Origin of the sequence: Kribbella catacumbae DSM 19601 (assembly GCF_000372465.1) — a bacterium.
Lineage (GTDB): Bacteria > Actinomycetota > Actinomycetes > Propionibacteriales > Kribbellaceae > Kribbella > Kribbella catacumbae.
In genome coordinates this window covers 93,366-109,082 of the sequence record NZ_AQUZ01000017.1, presented here as the reverse complement: position 1 = coordinate 109,082, position 15,717 = coordinate 93,366, and the positions used below count along the sequence as shown (strand labels likewise).

12 protein-coding genes are annotated in these 15,717 nt (G+C 68.0%); 5 read left to right on the top strand and 7 right to left on the bottom strand.

Going from position 1 to position 15,717, the window contains the following annotated elements; genetic code table 11:
- Nucleotides 1-34 precede the first annotated feature (34 nt).
- The gene (locus A3ES_RS0119240) at nucleotides 35-946 is read right to left on the bottom strand and encodes an aminoglycoside phosphotransferase family protein (protein ID WP_020388473.1); all 912 of its coding nucleotides are present in this window, start codon (nucleotides 944-946) and stop codon (nucleotides 35-37) included.
- A complete protein-coding gene (lepA, locus tag A3ES_RS0119235; RefSeq protein ID WP_020388472.1) occupies nucleotides 946-2,835 on the bottom strand; it encodes a translation elongation factor 4 in 1,890 nt (629 codons plus the stop codon). The genes A3ES_RS0119240 and lepA overlap by 1 nt, the downstream gene beginning before the upstream one ends.
- Nucleotides 2,836-2,988: 153 nt before the next feature.
- Between lepA and A3ES_RS0119230 the strand changes: the two genes are divergently transcribed.
- The 4 genes from A3ES_RS0119230 to A3ES_RS47620 all read left to right on the top strand — a co-directional run bounded on the left by A3ES_RS0119230 (nucleotide 2,989) and on the right by A3ES_RS47620 (nucleotide 5,992).
- Complete coding sequence (locus A3ES_RS0119230; protein WP_157630608.1) at nucleotides 2,989-3,582, top strand: hypothetical protein; 594 nt, start codon at nucleotides 2,989-2,991, stop codon at nucleotides 3,580-3,582.
- Nucleotides 3,583-3,655: 73 nt separating this feature from the next.
- On the top strand, nucleotides 3,656-4,195 hold the full coding sequence (locus A3ES_RS0119225) for a SigE family RNA polymerase sigma factor (RefSeq protein ID WP_237744998.1): 540 nt from the start codon (nucleotides 3,656-3,658) through the stop codon (nucleotides 4,193-4,195).
- The gene (locus tag A3ES_RS0119220) at nucleotides 4,192-5,439 is read left to right on the top strand and encodes a hypothetical protein (RefSeq protein WP_020388469.1); all 1,248 of its coding nucleotides are present in this window, start codon (nucleotides 4,192-4,194) and stop codon (nucleotides 5,437-5,439) included. The genes A3ES_RS0119225 and A3ES_RS0119220 overlap by 4 nt, the downstream gene beginning before the upstream one ends.
- 106 nt (nucleotides 5,440-5,545) lie before the next feature.
- Entirely contained in the window at nucleotides 5,546-5,992 is a 447-nt protein-coding gene (locus A3ES_RS47620; protein ID WP_157630607.1) for a protein kinase family protein, read from the top strand.
- Between the two features lie 138 nt (nucleotides 5,993-6,130).
- Here A3ES_RS47620 and A3ES_RS0119210 read toward each other — a convergent pair whose 3' ends face one another.
- Complete coding sequence (locus tag A3ES_RS0119210) at nucleotides 6,131-9,160, bottom strand: S8 family peptidase (protein ID WP_020388467.1); 3,030 nt, start codon at nucleotides 9,158-9,160, stop codon at nucleotides 6,131-6,133.
- Nucleotides 9,161-9,431: 271 nt separating this feature from the next.
- Between A3ES_RS0119210 and rpsT the strand changes: the two genes are divergently transcribed.
- Nucleotides 9,432-9,692 (top strand): 30S ribosomal protein S20, encoded by a 261-nt coding sequence (gene rpsT / locus A3ES_RS0119205; RefSeq protein WP_020388466.1) that lies wholly within the window; start codon nucleotides 9,432-9,434, stop codon nucleotides 9,690-9,692.
- A 169-nt stretch (nucleotides 9,693-9,861) separates the two neighbouring features.
- On the opposite strand, the gene ngcE is transcribed toward rpsT, so the two are convergent.
- The 4 genes from ngcE to A3ES_RS0119185 form a co-directional block, all read right to left on the bottom strand.
- Nucleotides 9,862-11,280: an N-acetylglucosamine/diacetylchitobiose ABC transporter substrate-binding protein gene (gene ngcE, locus A3ES_RS0119200; protein ID WP_020388465.1), complete on the bottom strand. Its 1,419-nt coding sequence runs from the start codon at nucleotides 11,278-11,280 to the stop codon at nucleotides 9,862-9,864.
- Nucleotides 11,281-11,396: 116 nt separating this feature from the next.
- The gene (holA, locus tag A3ES_RS0119195) at nucleotides 11,397-12,380 is read right to left on the bottom strand and encodes a DNA polymerase III subunit delta (protein WP_020388464.1); all 984 of its coding nucleotides are present in this window, start codon (nucleotides 12,378-12,380) and stop codon (nucleotides 11,397-11,399) included.
- 92 nt (nucleotides 12,381-12,472) lie between these two features.
- Nucleotides 12,473-14,896 carry a ComEC/Rec2 family competence protein gene (locus A3ES_RS0119190; protein WP_020388463.1) on the bottom strand — a complete coding sequence of 808 codons (2,424 nt, stop codon included), beginning with the start codon at nucleotides 14,894-14,896 and terminating at the stop codon, nucleotides 12,473-12,475.
- Nucleotides 14,883-15,500 carry a ComEA family DNA-binding protein gene (locus A3ES_RS0119185; protein WP_237744997.1) on the bottom strand — a complete coding sequence of 206 codons (618 nt, stop codon included), beginning with the start codon at nucleotides 15,498-15,500 and terminating at the stop codon, nucleotides 14,883-14,885. The genes A3ES_RS0119190 and A3ES_RS0119185 overlap by 14 nt, the downstream gene beginning before the upstream one ends.
- Between the last annotated feature and the right edge of the window lie 217 nt (nucleotides 15,501-15,717).

Here is a 15,717-nt window from a genome sequence, read left to right as displayed (position 1 = left end):
TCGTCTCCCCCACACCGGCCGCACAGCCACCTATTTAGTCTTGGATTGCCTTGGTGATGGCGATGTTGCGGGTCAGCCAGTCGTGTGGGAGGACCTGGTCGGTGCCGGCGTCCTGGATGGCGCCTTTGACGTTCACCATCTGCCGGACGATCACCCAGTCGCGGGCCCGGTTCTCGTCCAGGCCGGCCGCGTCGACGATCGTGTAGAACCGCCGCCGCAGGGCGAAGCGCAGGTCCCGCGCTGACGCGATCTCGTCCCAGCGGTTCCACAGCAGCGGCGCGACCTCGTAGTGCGGATCGCCCGACAGGGGCTTGGGATCGATCACCAGCCACGGTTCGCGGTCGGCCGCGAGCACGTTGAAGTAGTGCAGATCCGTGTGGATCAGCTTGCCGTCGGTCTCGGCGTCAGAGGCGAAATCCCGCGCCAGCGCGGCCGCCTGCTCGACGTACCGGTGGGGCACTGCCGACGAGGCGGGGAGCTCGGACAGTTCGCTCGCCCACCGCTTCGCTTCACCGGACAGCACCCTGAACTGCGGGCCGGCCGGCACGTGCAGCCGCTTGTACATGGCGGCGACGATCTCGATCGCCTCAATCTCCTCGACGCTGGTCAGGTCCCGCGGCTGCGCCCGCTCCAACAGCAACGCGAACCGTCGCGGATCCGCCCTGAGCAGCCGGATCGCGCCGTTGCCGTCCCAGATCCGCAGCGCGAGGTGCTCGGTTTCGGCCTCCCAGTGCGGGAACTGCACCTTCAGCATTCCCGGCGTGCTGTCCGCTGTGAGTACAGGAACCACCAGGGCACAGTTCCCGTACGTCGCTTGGCCGTCGACCCGCAGGTCCCACTCGGCCAGCAGGTCGCTCGTGAGCCGCGGCAGCCGGTCCAGCCACGCGACCCACTCCGGTCCCCGCGACCCGACCTTCAGGAACTCCGCGGGGATCTCGACCGGCACTACTTCTTCGTCTTGTCGCCCGGGGACTCGCTGGTCTTGAGGGCGGCGATGAAGGCTTCCTGGGGGACCTCGACCCGGCCCACCATCTTCATCCGCTTCTTGCCCTCTTTCTGCTTCTCGAGCAGTTTGCGCTTCCGGGTGATGTCACCGCCGTAGCACTTGGCCAGCACGTCCTTGCGGATCGCCCGAATCGATTCCCGGGCGATGATCCGGGACCCGATCGCGGCCTGGATCGGTACCTCGAACTGCTGCCTCGGGATGAGCTCCTTCAGCTTGCCGGCCAGCGCGACGCCGTACGCGTAGGCGTTGTCGCGGTGCACGATCGCCGAGAAGGCGTCGACCGTCTCGCCCTGCAGCAGGATGTCGACCTTGACCAGCGCCGCGGCCTGCTCGCCGGTCGGCTCGTAGTCCAGCGACGCGTAGCCCTTGGTCTTCGACTTCAGCTGGTCGAAGAAGTCGAAGACGATCTCGGCCAGCGGCAGCGTGTAGCGCAGCTCGACCCGGTCCTCGGACAGGTACTCCATCCCCTGCAGGTTGCCCCGCTTGGTCTGGCACAGGTCCATGATGACGCCGATGAAGTCCTTCGGGCTGAGGATCGTCGCCCGCACCACCGGCTCGTAGATCTCGTCGATCTTGCCTTCGGGGAACTCGCTCGGGTTGGTGACGACGTGCTCCTTGCCGTCCTCCATCTGGACCCGGTAGACCACGTTCGGCGCGGTCGAGATCAGGTCCAGGTCGAACTCGCGCTCGAGCCGCTCGCGGACGATCTCCATGTGCAGCAGGCCGAGGAAGCCACAGCGGAAGCCGAAGCCGAGCGCGCCCGAGCTCTCCGGCTCGTACTGCAGGGCGGCATCGTTGAGCTGCAGCCGCTCCAGCGCGTCGCGCAGCGTCGGGTAGTCGTCGCCGTCGATCGGGAACAGCCCGGAGTACACCATCGGCTGGGGGTGCTTGTAGCCGCCGAGCGCTTCCGTGGCACCGCGGATCGATGACGTGACGGTGTCACCGACTCGGGACTGGCGGACGTCCTTCACGCCGGTGATCAGGTAGCCGACCTCGCCGACGCCGATGCTCGGCGACTTCATCGGCTCGGGCGAGATGACACCGACCTCGAGCATCTCGTGCACCGCGCCGGTCGACATCATCTTGATCTTGTCGCGGTGGGTCAATTCACCATCGACCACCCGGACGTAGGTGACCACGCCGCGGTACGTGTCGTAGACGGAGTCGAAGATCAGCGCCCGCGGCGGAGCGTCCTTGACGCCCTTGGGCGGCTCGACCTGGGCGACGATCTCGCTCAGCAGCTCCTCGACGCCCTCGCCGGTCTTGGCCGACACGCGCAGTACGTCGGACTCCTTGCAGCCGATGATGTGCGCCAGCTCGGCGGCGTACTTCTCCGGCATCGCGCCGGGCAGGTCGATCTTGTTCAGCACCGGGATGATGTGCAGGTCCGCGTTCAGCGCCAGGTAGAGGTTGGCCAGCGTCTGCGCCTCGATCCCCTGCGCCGCGTCGACCAGCAGCACCGCGCCCTCACACGCCTCCAGCGACCGGGACACCTCGTAGGTGAAGTCCACGTGGCCGGGGGTGTCGATCATGTTCAGGATGTACGTCGTACCGTCGGGCGCGATCAGTCCACCCGGGGTGTCCGGCTTCGGCGCGAACGGCAGCCGGACCGCCTGCGACTTGATCGTGATGCCGCGCTCGCGCTCGATGTCCATCCGGTCCAGGTACTGGGCCCGCATCGCGCGGCCGTCGACCACTCCGGTGATCTGCAGCATCCGATCGGCCAGCGTCGACTTGCCGTGGTCGATGTGGGCGATGATGCAGAAGTTCCGGATCAGCGACGGGTCGGTACGACCGGGCTGCGGAACGGACGTGGGGCCAGCGGGCACGGAAGATTCCAGTTCGTCTCGGGTGGTCGATCCAAGCGCGCGGCAGGGTCCGCGCAACCCACCAATCATCCCATGCCGCCCCACCGGTTTTCGACCGGCACTTCATCACTCTGAGTCACGGCTGAACCCGGTCACGTCGCGGACGGCAAGGAAGTGTCCAGCGTTCGGATCCCGACGCCGATGCTGATGCCCTGGGGCTGGAACAAGGAGGGCATCTGGCTGACCCCAGCCGGTCCGGAACGCAAGCCGGCGTTCGTCTGGCAGCCCGGATCGCAGGAGGCACGGACGGTGGCGGACCTCGGCAACGAGATCACGGTCGCTCGGGGCGCCGGCACGATCGGCTACCTGACCTCCAACGGCAAAGCCGGCTACTGCGCCAAGGCAGCCACCCTGGCTGCGAACGGACCCGAGGTGAAGCGGGAGTACTGCTCCAACGACGCGTCCTTGCCCGGGCCCCGCATCAGTTTCTCCCCGGACGGAGGGACGATGCTGCTCACTCACGCCTGGGTCGCCATCGACGTCGCTGGTGGGAATACCACCAAGCTGCGGCTGCCCGCCGGGTTCAGGGCCGGATACCCGGCGGTCTTCGAAAACCCGACCGATGCGATCGTGCTCGGCGAAGTCCCTGCCAAAGACCCGACCAAGGCCACGGGCCAGACGATGTACCGCTGCCGGGTCACCACCGGTGAGTGCAAGGCGCTCCGGACCGAGAAGCCAGGCGAACTGTTCGCCGTGCCCTGGCGCTGATCCAGCAGCAGACCCTTCACCGGCTCAGCGTGCAACAAATGCGCTGAGCCGGTGTCTCTCTACTGTGAGCGACATGATGCTGAGCGGGGGCAGCCGTCCTGAGGCGCCGCCTGCGCCGGACACGGACCGTGAGGCCGCCATCACTCGCCTGTACCGCGAGCAGTGGGCCGGCATGGTCCGGCTCTCCCTGCTGATGCTCGGCGACCGCCCGTCGGCCGAGGACGCCGTCCAGGAAGCCTTCGCCGCGATGTACCGGAGCTGGGACAAGATCAAGGACGGCACCCGGGTCGAGGCCTACCTGCGCTCCGCAGTACTGAACACCAGCCGGTCCGTACTCCGGCGCCGCAAGCTCGCGCTGCTGCACCGGGGCCAGCCCGAGCCGGCCGTTTGGTCCGCGGAGAGCGCGGCAATGATCGGCGAGGACCGCCGGGAGGTGCTCGCGGCACTCGCGACGTTGCCGGCCCGGCGGCGCGAAGTACTGGTGATGCGGTTCTACCTGCAGCTGTCCGATGCCGACATCGCCCAGACTCTCGGGATCAGCGAGGTGTCCGTCCGGTCGACCACGTCCCGCGCCTTGAAGAGTCTGGGCCACAAGCTGAAGGAGGACCGATGACCAAGCGTCTCGAAGAGCGGTTGTCGGACGCTCTCGACGCCGCCGCCCGGACCGTGCCGGACAACGCAGTACCGCCGGAGCTGTTTCCGGCCGCGCCGAGCGCCGAGCGGCGTTGGGTACCGGTCCTGGCGGTCGGGCTCGCGATGGCCGCGGTGGTGATCGCGGTGGCGATTCCGATCGCGATCTCGCGGAACAAGTCAGCACCGCCGCCGGCCTCGGTGCTGTGCCCGACGGCGCCGGCCGTCGACGCGCTGCAGTACGAGAGGCGGGAGTACACCGACCCGAACTACGCCGAGCTGAACAAGCTGCCGTTCGGGGCGGCGCCGAAAGTGCCGTTCATGATGGCCAAGGACGTGGATCTGAACGGCGGCTACCTCGAGGACCGCGGCGTCCGGGTGCCGCTCCAGGCTGGGCAACAGGTCTTCAGCATCGGCCGGGTCGAGTGCGGCTGGGCGGTGTACCGGCAGTCGGGCAAGGCCAGCAGCCAGGTGACGGCGGAGATCGGCGTACTGACGACTGACGGGAAGTTTCGCTCGTTCGGACCGGTGACCGACGACGGCGCGTCCTTGTCGCCGGATGGCAGTCAGTTGGCGTACGTCGCGCCGGCTTCGCGTGGCAAGGCTGAGGTCGTCACCGTTTCCGTTGCCACCGGCAAGCGATTGGCTGCGACACCGGCCGGTGCCAACTCGGAGGTGGTCGGCTGGAACGGCCATGGCGTGTGGTTCCTGCTGGATCGGGACAAGTACCTGACCAAGGTCTGGCGGCCGGGCGCGACGCCGATCACGGTCGACACTGACAAGCACCAGCTGACGGCGTACCGGGGTACGGACCGGATGCTGCTCAGCGACCAGGAGGCGCCGGGCAACAACGGGAACGCGCCCGGCCTGTGCGTGCGCGTCGCCACGCTGGACACCGCGAACAAGCTGAAGACCATCCAGGGGAAGTGCGGCGGCACGGCCGGCACCCTCTCGCCGGACGGCAAGGTGCTGGTCGTGGACATCGACGGCATCCACGGCTACCTGGTCGACAGCGGCGAACCGACCCGCTTCAACGTCTCGTCAATGCTCGTCAGCGTCGACAACGAGGCCATCTGGGAGGACCCGACCCACCTCCTCAACTCCGCGGGCCTCGGCACCGACCGCATGGTCACCATCCGCTGCGACGTCCTCAACGGCACCTGCGAACGCATCCAGGACAGCCCCCAAGAAGGCGCCCCCGCCGGCCCAGACCTCGGCTTCCCTTAATTCCCAAGCCCCGACCAACGCTCCGCACCTACCCTCGGTAGGCATGGCACACGCAACTGGGGTACGTATGCCCTACGAGGAGCTTCCTGCACAGGTCCGAGGATGGGTGGACCGAGCACTGGGATCGTCTGTGGTCTCCGCTGCGACCCAGCAGGGCGGCTTCTCCCCCGGCGTCGCTGCTCGTCTGGTGACCAGTACCGGTCGCCGGGCCTTCCTCAAGGCCGTTGGCAGCTCGCTGAACCCGGACACGCCGACCCTGTTCCGCAACGAGATCGCCGCCATGCAAGGGCTGGCGGCACATTCGCTGCCGCACACCCCGTTCCTGTACGACGTCTACGACGACGGCGACTGGGTGGGGATGCTGATGGAGGACATCGATGGCTACCTCCCACCACACCCGTGGCACCCGCAGGACGCGACCCGGGTGCTCGACGCGCTCGAGGAGCTGACCGCTGCGTTGCAGCCGTCGCCGTGGCCGGATGCGCCGGTGGCCGCAGTATGTACGGCGACATGCAAGGCTCAGTGGACCTGCCGGCGCTGCCGGACGATGTAGGGATCACTGGGTTCATCGCGGGTGTTGCGGGAGGGCAGTGGTGGGGCAGCCACCAGCAGTCTCCTGCGGGGCTGCCCACCATCCGTGCGTGGCAGCGCGAGTCGGCTATCCAGCATCTCGACTGGCTGCGCAAGCGACTCAGCTGTTGATGCGGACCAAGGTTGAGCCGGAGCCGTCGGCGCCGTCTGTGTAGGCGAGGCGGCCTAGGTAGCGAGTGCCTGCGGTCAGGCCGGACCAGGAAGCAGTGACCGAGGTCTGGCCTGCAGCGGTGACGGGTTGGGAGGCGGGGGTGGCAGTGAGGTTGCCCGCTGGCTCGTTGATCTCCCAGTGGTTGAGCTTGACCACCTGCTCGGCCGCACCGGCGAACAGGTCGACGTACACGTCGTACGAGCCACCCGCAGGCCTAGCGAGGTTGACTTCCTCTTCAGCCGAGCCGCCAGTGCTGCTGCCGAGCAATGCGGTAGTGCCGGCTTTGTAGACGAAGACGTCGAGGTCAGTGCCAGCCGGGTAGTCAGCGTCGAAAGTGGAGAACCTCGCGTGCTTAACACCAGCCGGGACATTCACCGTGTACTTCGCGACGTGGGCGTTGGCCGCTGGGTTGGCAGTCGGGAAGGAGACGCCACCCGGGTCCTTCAAGGTCGTCTCGGCGACAGTGGCCGCAGTCAGGCCGCTCACCGACGTCGCCAGCGTGCCGCTGTAGCCAGAGATGAGCGGAACCTCGAGCGAGCCGCTGGTGCCAGTGCCGTTGACCTGCACCGGCGCCTTGACCGTCAGGGGCCGGATCGCCAGCGTGCTGCTGACCACGTGCCGGCTGGACGTCCAGTTGAGCTTGCCGAAGGAGTACTGCTCCAGCGGTGCCCCGTCGTGCTTGAAGGTCACCGTGTACGACGCGGTGCGGCCAGGCAGGACGATCAGAAGCTTGGGCGAGACAGTGACCTGGAACCCGGCCAGGCCTTCCACCTTCGGGCGGTAGATCTCCGGGAACAGGCCGACGTTGCGCACGGTCCGCTTGACCGTCTGCTGGCCGGCCAGGTCGCCGACCGCGATGGACGGGTAGTTCAGGTCGCTCGGGTCGATCTTGCCCTTGGCACACATCTCGTGCGTCGGCGCGACCTGCCCCGATCCACAGACGAACCTCGCCCAGTCGTCGTACGACGAGTCGTAGACCAGGCCCGGGTCCATCGCCTTCTTCGCCTGCATCATGCCGGCGCCGTACCCGAACGGGTTGCCCGCCGAGCCCGAGTCGTTCTTGATCGGCTCGCCGTTGGTGTCGAGCGAGTTGCCGGTGGTCAGCAGGGCCGACTTGATCGCCATCGGCGACCAGTTCGGGTACTTGCTCTTGAGTACGGCGGCCGCGCCGGCGATGTGCGGCGACGCCATCGAAGTACCGCTCATGAACGCGTACTGACCGCCTGCGGCGCTGAACGCGCTGGTCGCCGCGAGGACGTTCGTGCCCGGCGCCATGATGTCGGGCTTGAGCAGGTCACCGTTGCCGGCCAGGGACGGGCCGCGGCTCGACGTACTGGCGACCTTGGGCGCGTTCACCCGAACGGTCTGGGCCGCGCCGACCTGTGCGGTCGGGTTGGCGGTGCCGGAGACATAGGCCTTGATCTCCGGGTTGGTCACGTGGTCGAGGTGCACGGCGGGGACGGAGTGCAGGTCGGAGTCGAGAGTACTTGCGGTCGGGTTGACCAGGATCAGGCCGATACCGCCGGCGTTCTTCACCTGCAGGCTCTTGTCCACCCGCGCGCTGACACCGCGGTCGCAGACGACGATCTTGCCGGTCACCTTGGCCGCGTCGAGCGTGCCCGGCATGCAGAGCACGAGGTTCGTGGGGTTGGCGTTCGCCAGGCCGGCGTCCTTGGCCAGGATCATCGGAGCGCTCGGCGTACCGGCGCCGATGCCGGCTCCCGTGTACGACTTGCCGTTGCCCAAGGTGACGGTGGTCTGGACGTCGCGATCATGGGTGCCATTGGCAACGGTCGTCACCCACGGGAAGTTCTTGCCGACCGTGCTGACGCCCGGGCCGGTGTTGCCGGCGCTGGTCGCGACGAATACGCCGGCCTTGGCCGCGCGCAGGAAGGCGAGGCCGGTCGTGTTCACGTAGGTCGAGCCGGAGCCGGAGATCGAGTAGTTGATCACGTCGACGCCGTCCGCGACGGCCTGGTCGATGGCCGCGATGATGTCCGCGTCGGTACCGCTGCCGCCACCGGTCGCATCCACGGCCCAGAGCGCCTTGTAGATGGCGAGCCTGGCGTGCGGGGCGATGCCCGAGCCCTTGCCGTAGTCCCGGCCGAGGACGCTCATTTCGACGCCGTTGTTGCCGGCCGCGGTACTGGCGGTGTGGGTGCCGTGGCCGCCGTAGTCGCGAGGCGAGCGGAACTCGTCGGCGATCGGGCGGTCGCCGATGCCGGCGTCGAAGTACCGGGCGCCGATCACCTTGTTGTTGCAGGCGACCGGAGCCTCCGTGCCGACCTGGCAGGTGCCCTTCCACTTCTTGGCGACCAGGGCGTCCGACTGCCGGGTCGTCTTGATCGGCGCGAAGCTGGCGCGCTCGGGGACGTAGCCGGAGTCGATCACGCCGATGATCACGCCGTCACCGGCCTTGTCGATGCCACCCGCCTGCTGCCAGGCGCCGCCCTTGCCGGACAGTCCGAGGTACCGGGGTGTATCGACGGTGTCCTGGTGCTGCAGCTCGCTCGGCTCGACGCTCTTCACACCCGACGACTTGGCCAGCTTGACGGCTTCGTCATGCGACATCCGGGCGGAGAAACCGGCGTAAGTGTAGTTGTAGTCGTAGAGCTTCTTCGCGCCCGGCACCTGGCGGAGCAGATCGCCGCGCTCGCGGGCGAGATGCTGGACGTACGACGTGACCTGGCGGGCGCCGGTGAGCAGCTTGCCGCCGGGGAGCGCCAGGGTGGACGGCAGGCCCGCGATGTCACCGCCGTACTCCGCGACCGGGGAGTCGTCGAGCTGCACGATGTAGGAGCCGGTCGGGGATTCCTTGACGGTCTCGCTCTGCGCGGCGTCGGAGGTCGGGCCGGCCGGAGGTTGTGTGGCTTGCGTGGTGGCCGCGGTGGCTTGGGCGCCGGCGGCGATCAGCAGGGCAGCGGCGGAGGCCGAGGCCACGACGAGCAGGCGGGTACGACGGCGGGCGGAAGCTGGCACGGAGGTCCTCCAGGCAAGGAGCTGAGTGGAGCGGATTCGTGACGGCCACAGACACCACCCCCGCGGTGATCAGCGTCACTGAGGGCCCCGAGTATGCCGTCAGCCCGCTGCGATGTCACGCTCAGCCCCGGCCGTGTCACCAGGAATGGCCGGTTTGGTGCTGGCGGCCGCTTATTGCTAATCTGTCTGTTCGCGCGTGTGCGTCGGTACTCACCCGTGCACGCACCACCTTTCCTGTACTGATCCCAAAACTGATCGAGGCTCTGCATCCGTGGCGAACATCAAGTCCCAGATCAAGCGCAACCGCCAGAACGAGGCTGCGCGGCTTCGCAACAAGTCGGTGAAGTCGACCCTCAAGACGGCTGTTCGCCGCTTCCGCGAGGCTGCTGACAACGGCGACTCCGCGAAGGCGCAGGAGCAGGCCCGCGTTGCCGCTCGGCTGCTCGACAAGGCCGCCAGCAAGGGCGTCATTCACGCCAACCAGGCTGCGAACCGGAAGTCGTCCATCTTCAAGAAGGCCGCTTCCCTCTGACCACGCCCTGACGATCGGCCTCTCCGATACCGGAACGAGGCCGATCGTTTTTGCGTGCCTTCAGCTGCGGGTTGCCAGCGCCCCCTCAGCTGCGGGTTTGCCAGCACGCCCCCTCAGCTGCGGGTTTGCTAGCACGCCCCCTCAGCTGCGGGTTTGCTAGCACGCCCCCTCAGCTGCGGGTTTGTTTTTTGGTCTTCGGGTCCTTCGCGGTCTCGTCGGCCAGCTTCTGGGCCCGCTTCTGGAACTCGTCGGCAGTGATCCGGCCCGCCGCGAGTTCGGCGTACACGCCGCGCATCGGCTGATCCATCGTCGAGTACCAAGCAGCCCAGTACTGCGTCCAGTTGTTCTGTCCGCCGGACTTCAGCAGCGCGCTGGACGACTCGGCGCCCGGGCTCAGCTTGAGGCCCTCGGCCGCGCCCTTCACGACCGTCGGCGAGCCGGTCAGCTCGGTGAACTTGCCGGCGCCCTCCTTGGACAGCATCAGCCGGAGGTACTCCAGACCGCCCGTCTTGTTCTTGGCCTTCTCCGGGACGATGAAGTTCTCACCGGCACTGATCCCGGTGCAGTCGACCGGCAGCTTCGAGTCCGGCAGCAACGGCGTGAAGGTCGCGGTGGTGAGGAAGTCTTTCGGCGCCACCGGCTTCTGCTCGTTCTCCAGCCAGGAACCGCTCGGGATGAACGCGGCTTTGCCCTGGCTCCAGGCGGTCTGAGACTGGATGTGGTCCAGTCCGTCCGTGCCGGGCAGGATGAAGCCCTTACTCCGGAGCTCCAGCAGGGCCTCCGCGGCGAGCTTGATCGACGGGTGCATCCAGGCGTTCGGCTCGAGCGAGTCGATCTTCTTGATCACCTCGTGGCCGCCGTGCTTGACCGCCATGTCCATCACGACCTGGCCGATGTAGTTGCCGTGCTTGCCCTGGTAGGCCAGCGGCGCGATGCCGGCCTTCTTGATCTCCCCGCACAGCGTGAGGAAGTCCGCCCACGTCTTGGCCGGCTCCCAGCCCTTCTCGGTGAAGAGCTTCTTGTCGTACCAGATCGCGAAGACGGTGAGGACGTACTCGAGCACGAGCGGCTTGCCGTCGCGCATGGCGGCATCGAGCGCGATCGGTTCGAGGGTGTCGCGGACCTTGACGTTCGGGTCGTCGATCGACGGCGCGTCGAACAGCACGGTCAGGTCGGCGAGTTGCCCCGAGCTGGCCAGCGTCGACATCGGCAGCAGGGACGCGCCGGAGTTGTCGATCACGTCCGGCGGAGTACCGCCGTTGAACCGCGGCTGGAGCTGCGGGGTGATGTCGGTGATGCCCTTGTGCTTGATCTCCGACTTGCCGAACTTCTTCTTGTACAGCGACTCGTGGAACTTCGCGTAGTCGTCGCCGTAGCCACCCTTGAAGATGACGACGTCGAGTGGGTCGGCCTCCTGTACGCCGAACGGGTTCGCGGATGTCTTCTCCGCACCACCCCCGCCGGTGCCGCCGCTGTCATCGCCGCTCGCACAGGCCGACAGCAGCGTTCCGCCGCCCGTCGCCAGCAAGGTCCCGACTGCCGCGCGCTGCAGAAACAGCCGCCGCGACAGGTTGTTGGGAGTGGTCATCGGTCCCGCCCTCCGACAAGTAACTACATCAGCTATTTGCTGGAAAGAATTTTTCCTACCTACCGAGTGAAGTCAAGGTCTGCCCCTGGGTGCAAGCGTGCAGGTTGAGGTCAGCGTCAGCGGCGGCCGTGAGCGCGGCTCACGGTGATGACCATGCGTTCCAGGGCATAGCCGGCGTCGCCGGAGGCGCCCTTGACGTCGGCATCGGCCTGAGCGACTGCCTTGATCGCGGTGGCGAGGCCGCCCGCGGTCCAGCCGCGAGCCTGCTGCTTGAGAGTCTTCAACTTCCACGGCGGTACGCCGACCTCGCGCGCCAGGTCGGCCTCACGGAGCCCGCTCGGAGCACTCGTGTACTTCGCCAGGCCCCGCAACCCGCCGGCCATCGCGCTCGTCATCAGCACCGCCGCGACGCCGCAATCCAGGGCCCAGCGCAACTGTTCCAGCGCGGGCTCGGTGCGCCCGGCGATCGCCGCGTCGGCCACCGCGAAACTCGTCACCTCGGCGCGACCGCCGAAGTACTGGCCGATCAGTTCCGGGCTGATCGGCTGGCCGCCCGAGTCCGAGACGAGCTGCGAGCACGCTCCGGCCAGCGCCCGCAGATCGTGGCCGACCGCGTCCACCAGCGCATTGGCGCCCCGCTCGTCGATACTCCCGCCGAGCAGTCTGACCTCGCCGAGGACGAACTGTGGCAGCTCCCACGTCTTCGGCGCAGTCGCGACCACCTCGTTGACCGAGGCCTTCCGCAACTTGTCGAGGACTGCTTTGCCCTTCTGCCCACCGGAGTGGACCAGGACGACGAGCACGTCCTCGGACGGGGCAGCGGCGTACTCGAGCAGGTGGGAGACCATTTCGGCGGGCAGGTTCTCCAAGGTCCGGAGCACCATCACCCGCTCGGCCGCGAACAGCGACGGCCCGGTCAGCTCGGCGAACACACCGACGTCCAGGTCGGCCCCACCGACCTCGGTCACCTCGATCTCGACCCCGCCCTTCGAGACGGCAGCGATCGCAGAGCGAACAGCCCGGTCGGCGAGGAACGCTTCCGGACCGGTGACGAGCAGCACGTCGCCGAGCTTGGGCGCGGAGTTCTTTCGAGCAGCCATAACGCCCGCCAGCATGCCATGCCCGACCGACAATCCCCACCAGCCCTTCCGGAGGTGCCGTCGCCGGTGTCCGCCACGATCGGATCGTCGTTTCACGGGTGGGTTCGTCCGGAGGTGATGGAGAGCTGGTCGCCGGAGTTTTGCAGGGCGATCGAGCCGGAGGTGTCGGTGCGGGCGATCTTCGTTCCTTGGTGGCTGAGGAGGTCGAGGGTCCGGGGAGCTGGATGGCCGTAGTCGTTGTTGAGGCCGGCGGAGATGATGGCGAGTCTGGCTTGGGTGGCGGCGATGAAGGTTGGTTCCTGCCGGCTGGAGCCGTGGTGCGGGACCTTCAGGACGTCCGCTCGCAGGTCGGCGCCGGTGGCGAGGATGGCTCGCTGGGATTCGGGCTCCAGGTCGCCGGTGAGCAGAAGCCGGAGGCCGGACACCTCGGCCATCATGGCGATGCTGGCGTTGTTCTCCGGCGAGCCTTCGTCGGCGGTTGAGTTCGGTCGACCTGGCGAGGGCACCCGGGCCGGCCAGAGCGAGGTCCATGCGACTGGGCCGACCACGCGTTTCTCTCGGTAGGTGACTGTCCGGATCGGGATCCGGTGCAGGGCGGCGAGCTCCAGGACGCGCTTGTACTCCGCGGGCGGCGAGAAGTACGGCGTCACTTCGATCTCACCGATGGTCCTTCCTCGCAGCACGCCCGCCAAGCCGCCGGCGTGATCCGCGTGGAAGTGGGTGAGCACGAGGACAGGTACGTACTGCACGTCGAGCTCGCGTAGGCAGCGGTCGATGGCTGCCGGGTCGGGGCCGGTGTCGACCACTACCGCAGTACTGCGGCCCGCGTGCAGGACCAATCCGTCGCCCTGGCCCACATCGCACGCGACCATCAGCCAGTCTGCGGGCGGCCAGCCGAGCGAGCGGACTGGGCGCAGTACTGCGATGGCAAGGAGGATGACGGCGAGCACCATCGCGATCGGGCGCGCGAGTATCCGGTGCAGGCCGATCACCAGCGCGAGACAGAGCAGTGTCAGGACCGCGACGCCGATCACCGTGGCGGGCCAGTCGCTGGAGGCACCGGGCAGGTCGGCGCCCTTCTCCGCGACGAAGATGATCCACCTCGCGGGCCAGCCCGCCAACCAGCCGAGGAGGCGAGCCAGATCCGCGCTCAGCAAGGCGATTCCGGCTGCGCCGAAGCCGAGGATCGTCGCTGGACCTACTGCGGGACCTGCCAGCAGATTCGCCGCGACGGCCACCAGCGAGACCTGGCCGGAGAGCCACGCGACCACCGGAGTACAGGCCAGCTGTGCAGCGAGTGGGCACGCAACCGCCTCCGCAATGCGAACCGGCATCCAGCGGGCGAGCGCATCGCGCCAGCCCGGTCCGAGCAGGACGATGCCCGCAGTCGCCAACACGGACAGCGCGAACCCGGCAGATTTCGCGAGCGACGTGTCCACCAGCAACAGCGCGATCACGGCGACCGACAGGCTTCGCACCGCCCGTCGTGTCCCGCCGCCACCGGTCATCGCAGCCAAGGCGACCAAGCCCATCGCGGCCGCCCTGAGAACGCTGGGTTGTGGCCGAGCAAGCACTACGAACACCACGACCATGGCGAGCCCGACGACGGTCAACCCGCGAGCCCGTACGCCGATGAGACGGGCGAGCGGGAGCACAAACGCCAACAGCAGCGTGAGATTGGTGCCGGAGACAGCTGATAGATGCGTGAGCCCAGTCGTCTCGAAGTCCTTGACCAGCTCGGGTGGCAAGCCGGACTCGTCACCCATGACGAGCGCCGGCACCAACCCGCGTACTGCTGGCGGCTCTCCGGCTACGGCTTGCCGCAGACCGGCACGGACTCGCTCGGCCGCGCGCAACCACCAAGCGGGCTCATCGAGCACCCGGGGAGCAACCCGCGACGACAACATCGCAGCGACATCGCCGCCCTTGTCGACCGATTCGAGCCGCCCGGTCGCCTCGACGTGCTGGCCGAATCTCACCTCCTTCCATCGCACAGACCCAATCACCAACACCGGCGTACGAACCCGCGTCGTCACTCCTCTGCCAGTCACCTCCTCCACCGTCGCCCGAACCACCACGTACGGCGGCCTCCGACTACCCGCAGTACTCCGTATAGCGGGGTCGCCCACCACCTTCAACCGCACCTTCACTGCCGCCCCCGACTGGGCCAGCTCCATCACCGGCCCCGCCTGCAACCTCTCCACCTGCAGCCCAGCAGCCAGCGCCATCCCCACCACAACAACCCCGACGCCAACCCCGGTGGTCACCACCCGCCGTGATACCAGCCGCCCCACCCACAGCAGCCCGGTCAGCCACAGCGTCAGGAGTCCGACTGCCATCCCGAACGCCGCCACCACGGCCACCCACACAGCAGTCGACGCGCTCGTTCCCATCAGGAAGACGGCCGTCAGCCACCCCGCGCCCGCTGGAGCCAGCAGCCGCAGATCGGCCCCGCGGTCAGGCACGCCGACCAACGCCGCGGTCGACGTCGCGGGAAGACTCTCAGACTCGGACATGGGGCTTCAGCGATTCGAACTTCTTGGGGCCCACTCCCGGGACTTCCTGCAACTCGTCGACGCTGGTGAAGCGGCCGTGTTCGGTGCGCCAGTCGAGGATCCGTTGCGCGAGAACCGGTCCCACACCCGGCAGTCCGTCGAGCTGCGCGAGGGTCGCGGTGTTGAGGTCGAGCGGCGTTCCGGCAGCCGCACCCGGCGTACTAGCCGGTGGCCCGACGGTAGGCGTGCCGGGTGGTGCCAGCGCAGGGACGCCGACGACAATCTGCTCGCCATCGGTCACTTGGCGCGCGAGGTTGAGCGTGGTCAGGTCGACGCCGGGTAGCGCTCCACCCGCAGCTGCCAGTACGTCGGCGACGCGCGAGCCCGCCGAGATCCGAACCAAGCCAGGACGACGGATCTTGCCGGCGACGTGCACCACCACCATCGCCGGCTTCCCGGGCGACCCGGCGCTGCTCGGGCCGAGCGGAGTCGTCCCGAGGGTCGGCGTGGCGACCGGCGAACCAGAGGTCAGGCTGGTCGGTGGGTTGGGGATCGTCTCGGGGCTGGTCCGAAAGAGGGCGTAGGCCGCCCACGTCAGCCCAACGAGCAGGACGAGTGCGAGCACGACCACATGACGTGGTGACAGGGTCCATAGCGGTCCTTTCAAACGGTCGGGCGGAGCTGCCGGCGGTGTCCAGCCACCTCTGACCTCTTCGGGGTCTTGCGGGTGGCTGGCGGCGTGGAGCCGGGAGAGGGATTGCCGGCGGGCTTCCGGGTCCGGAGGTGGGGGTCGGCGGGAGAGCTTCACACCAGGGAAAGTACGAGCCTTTCCCGCGTCCGGA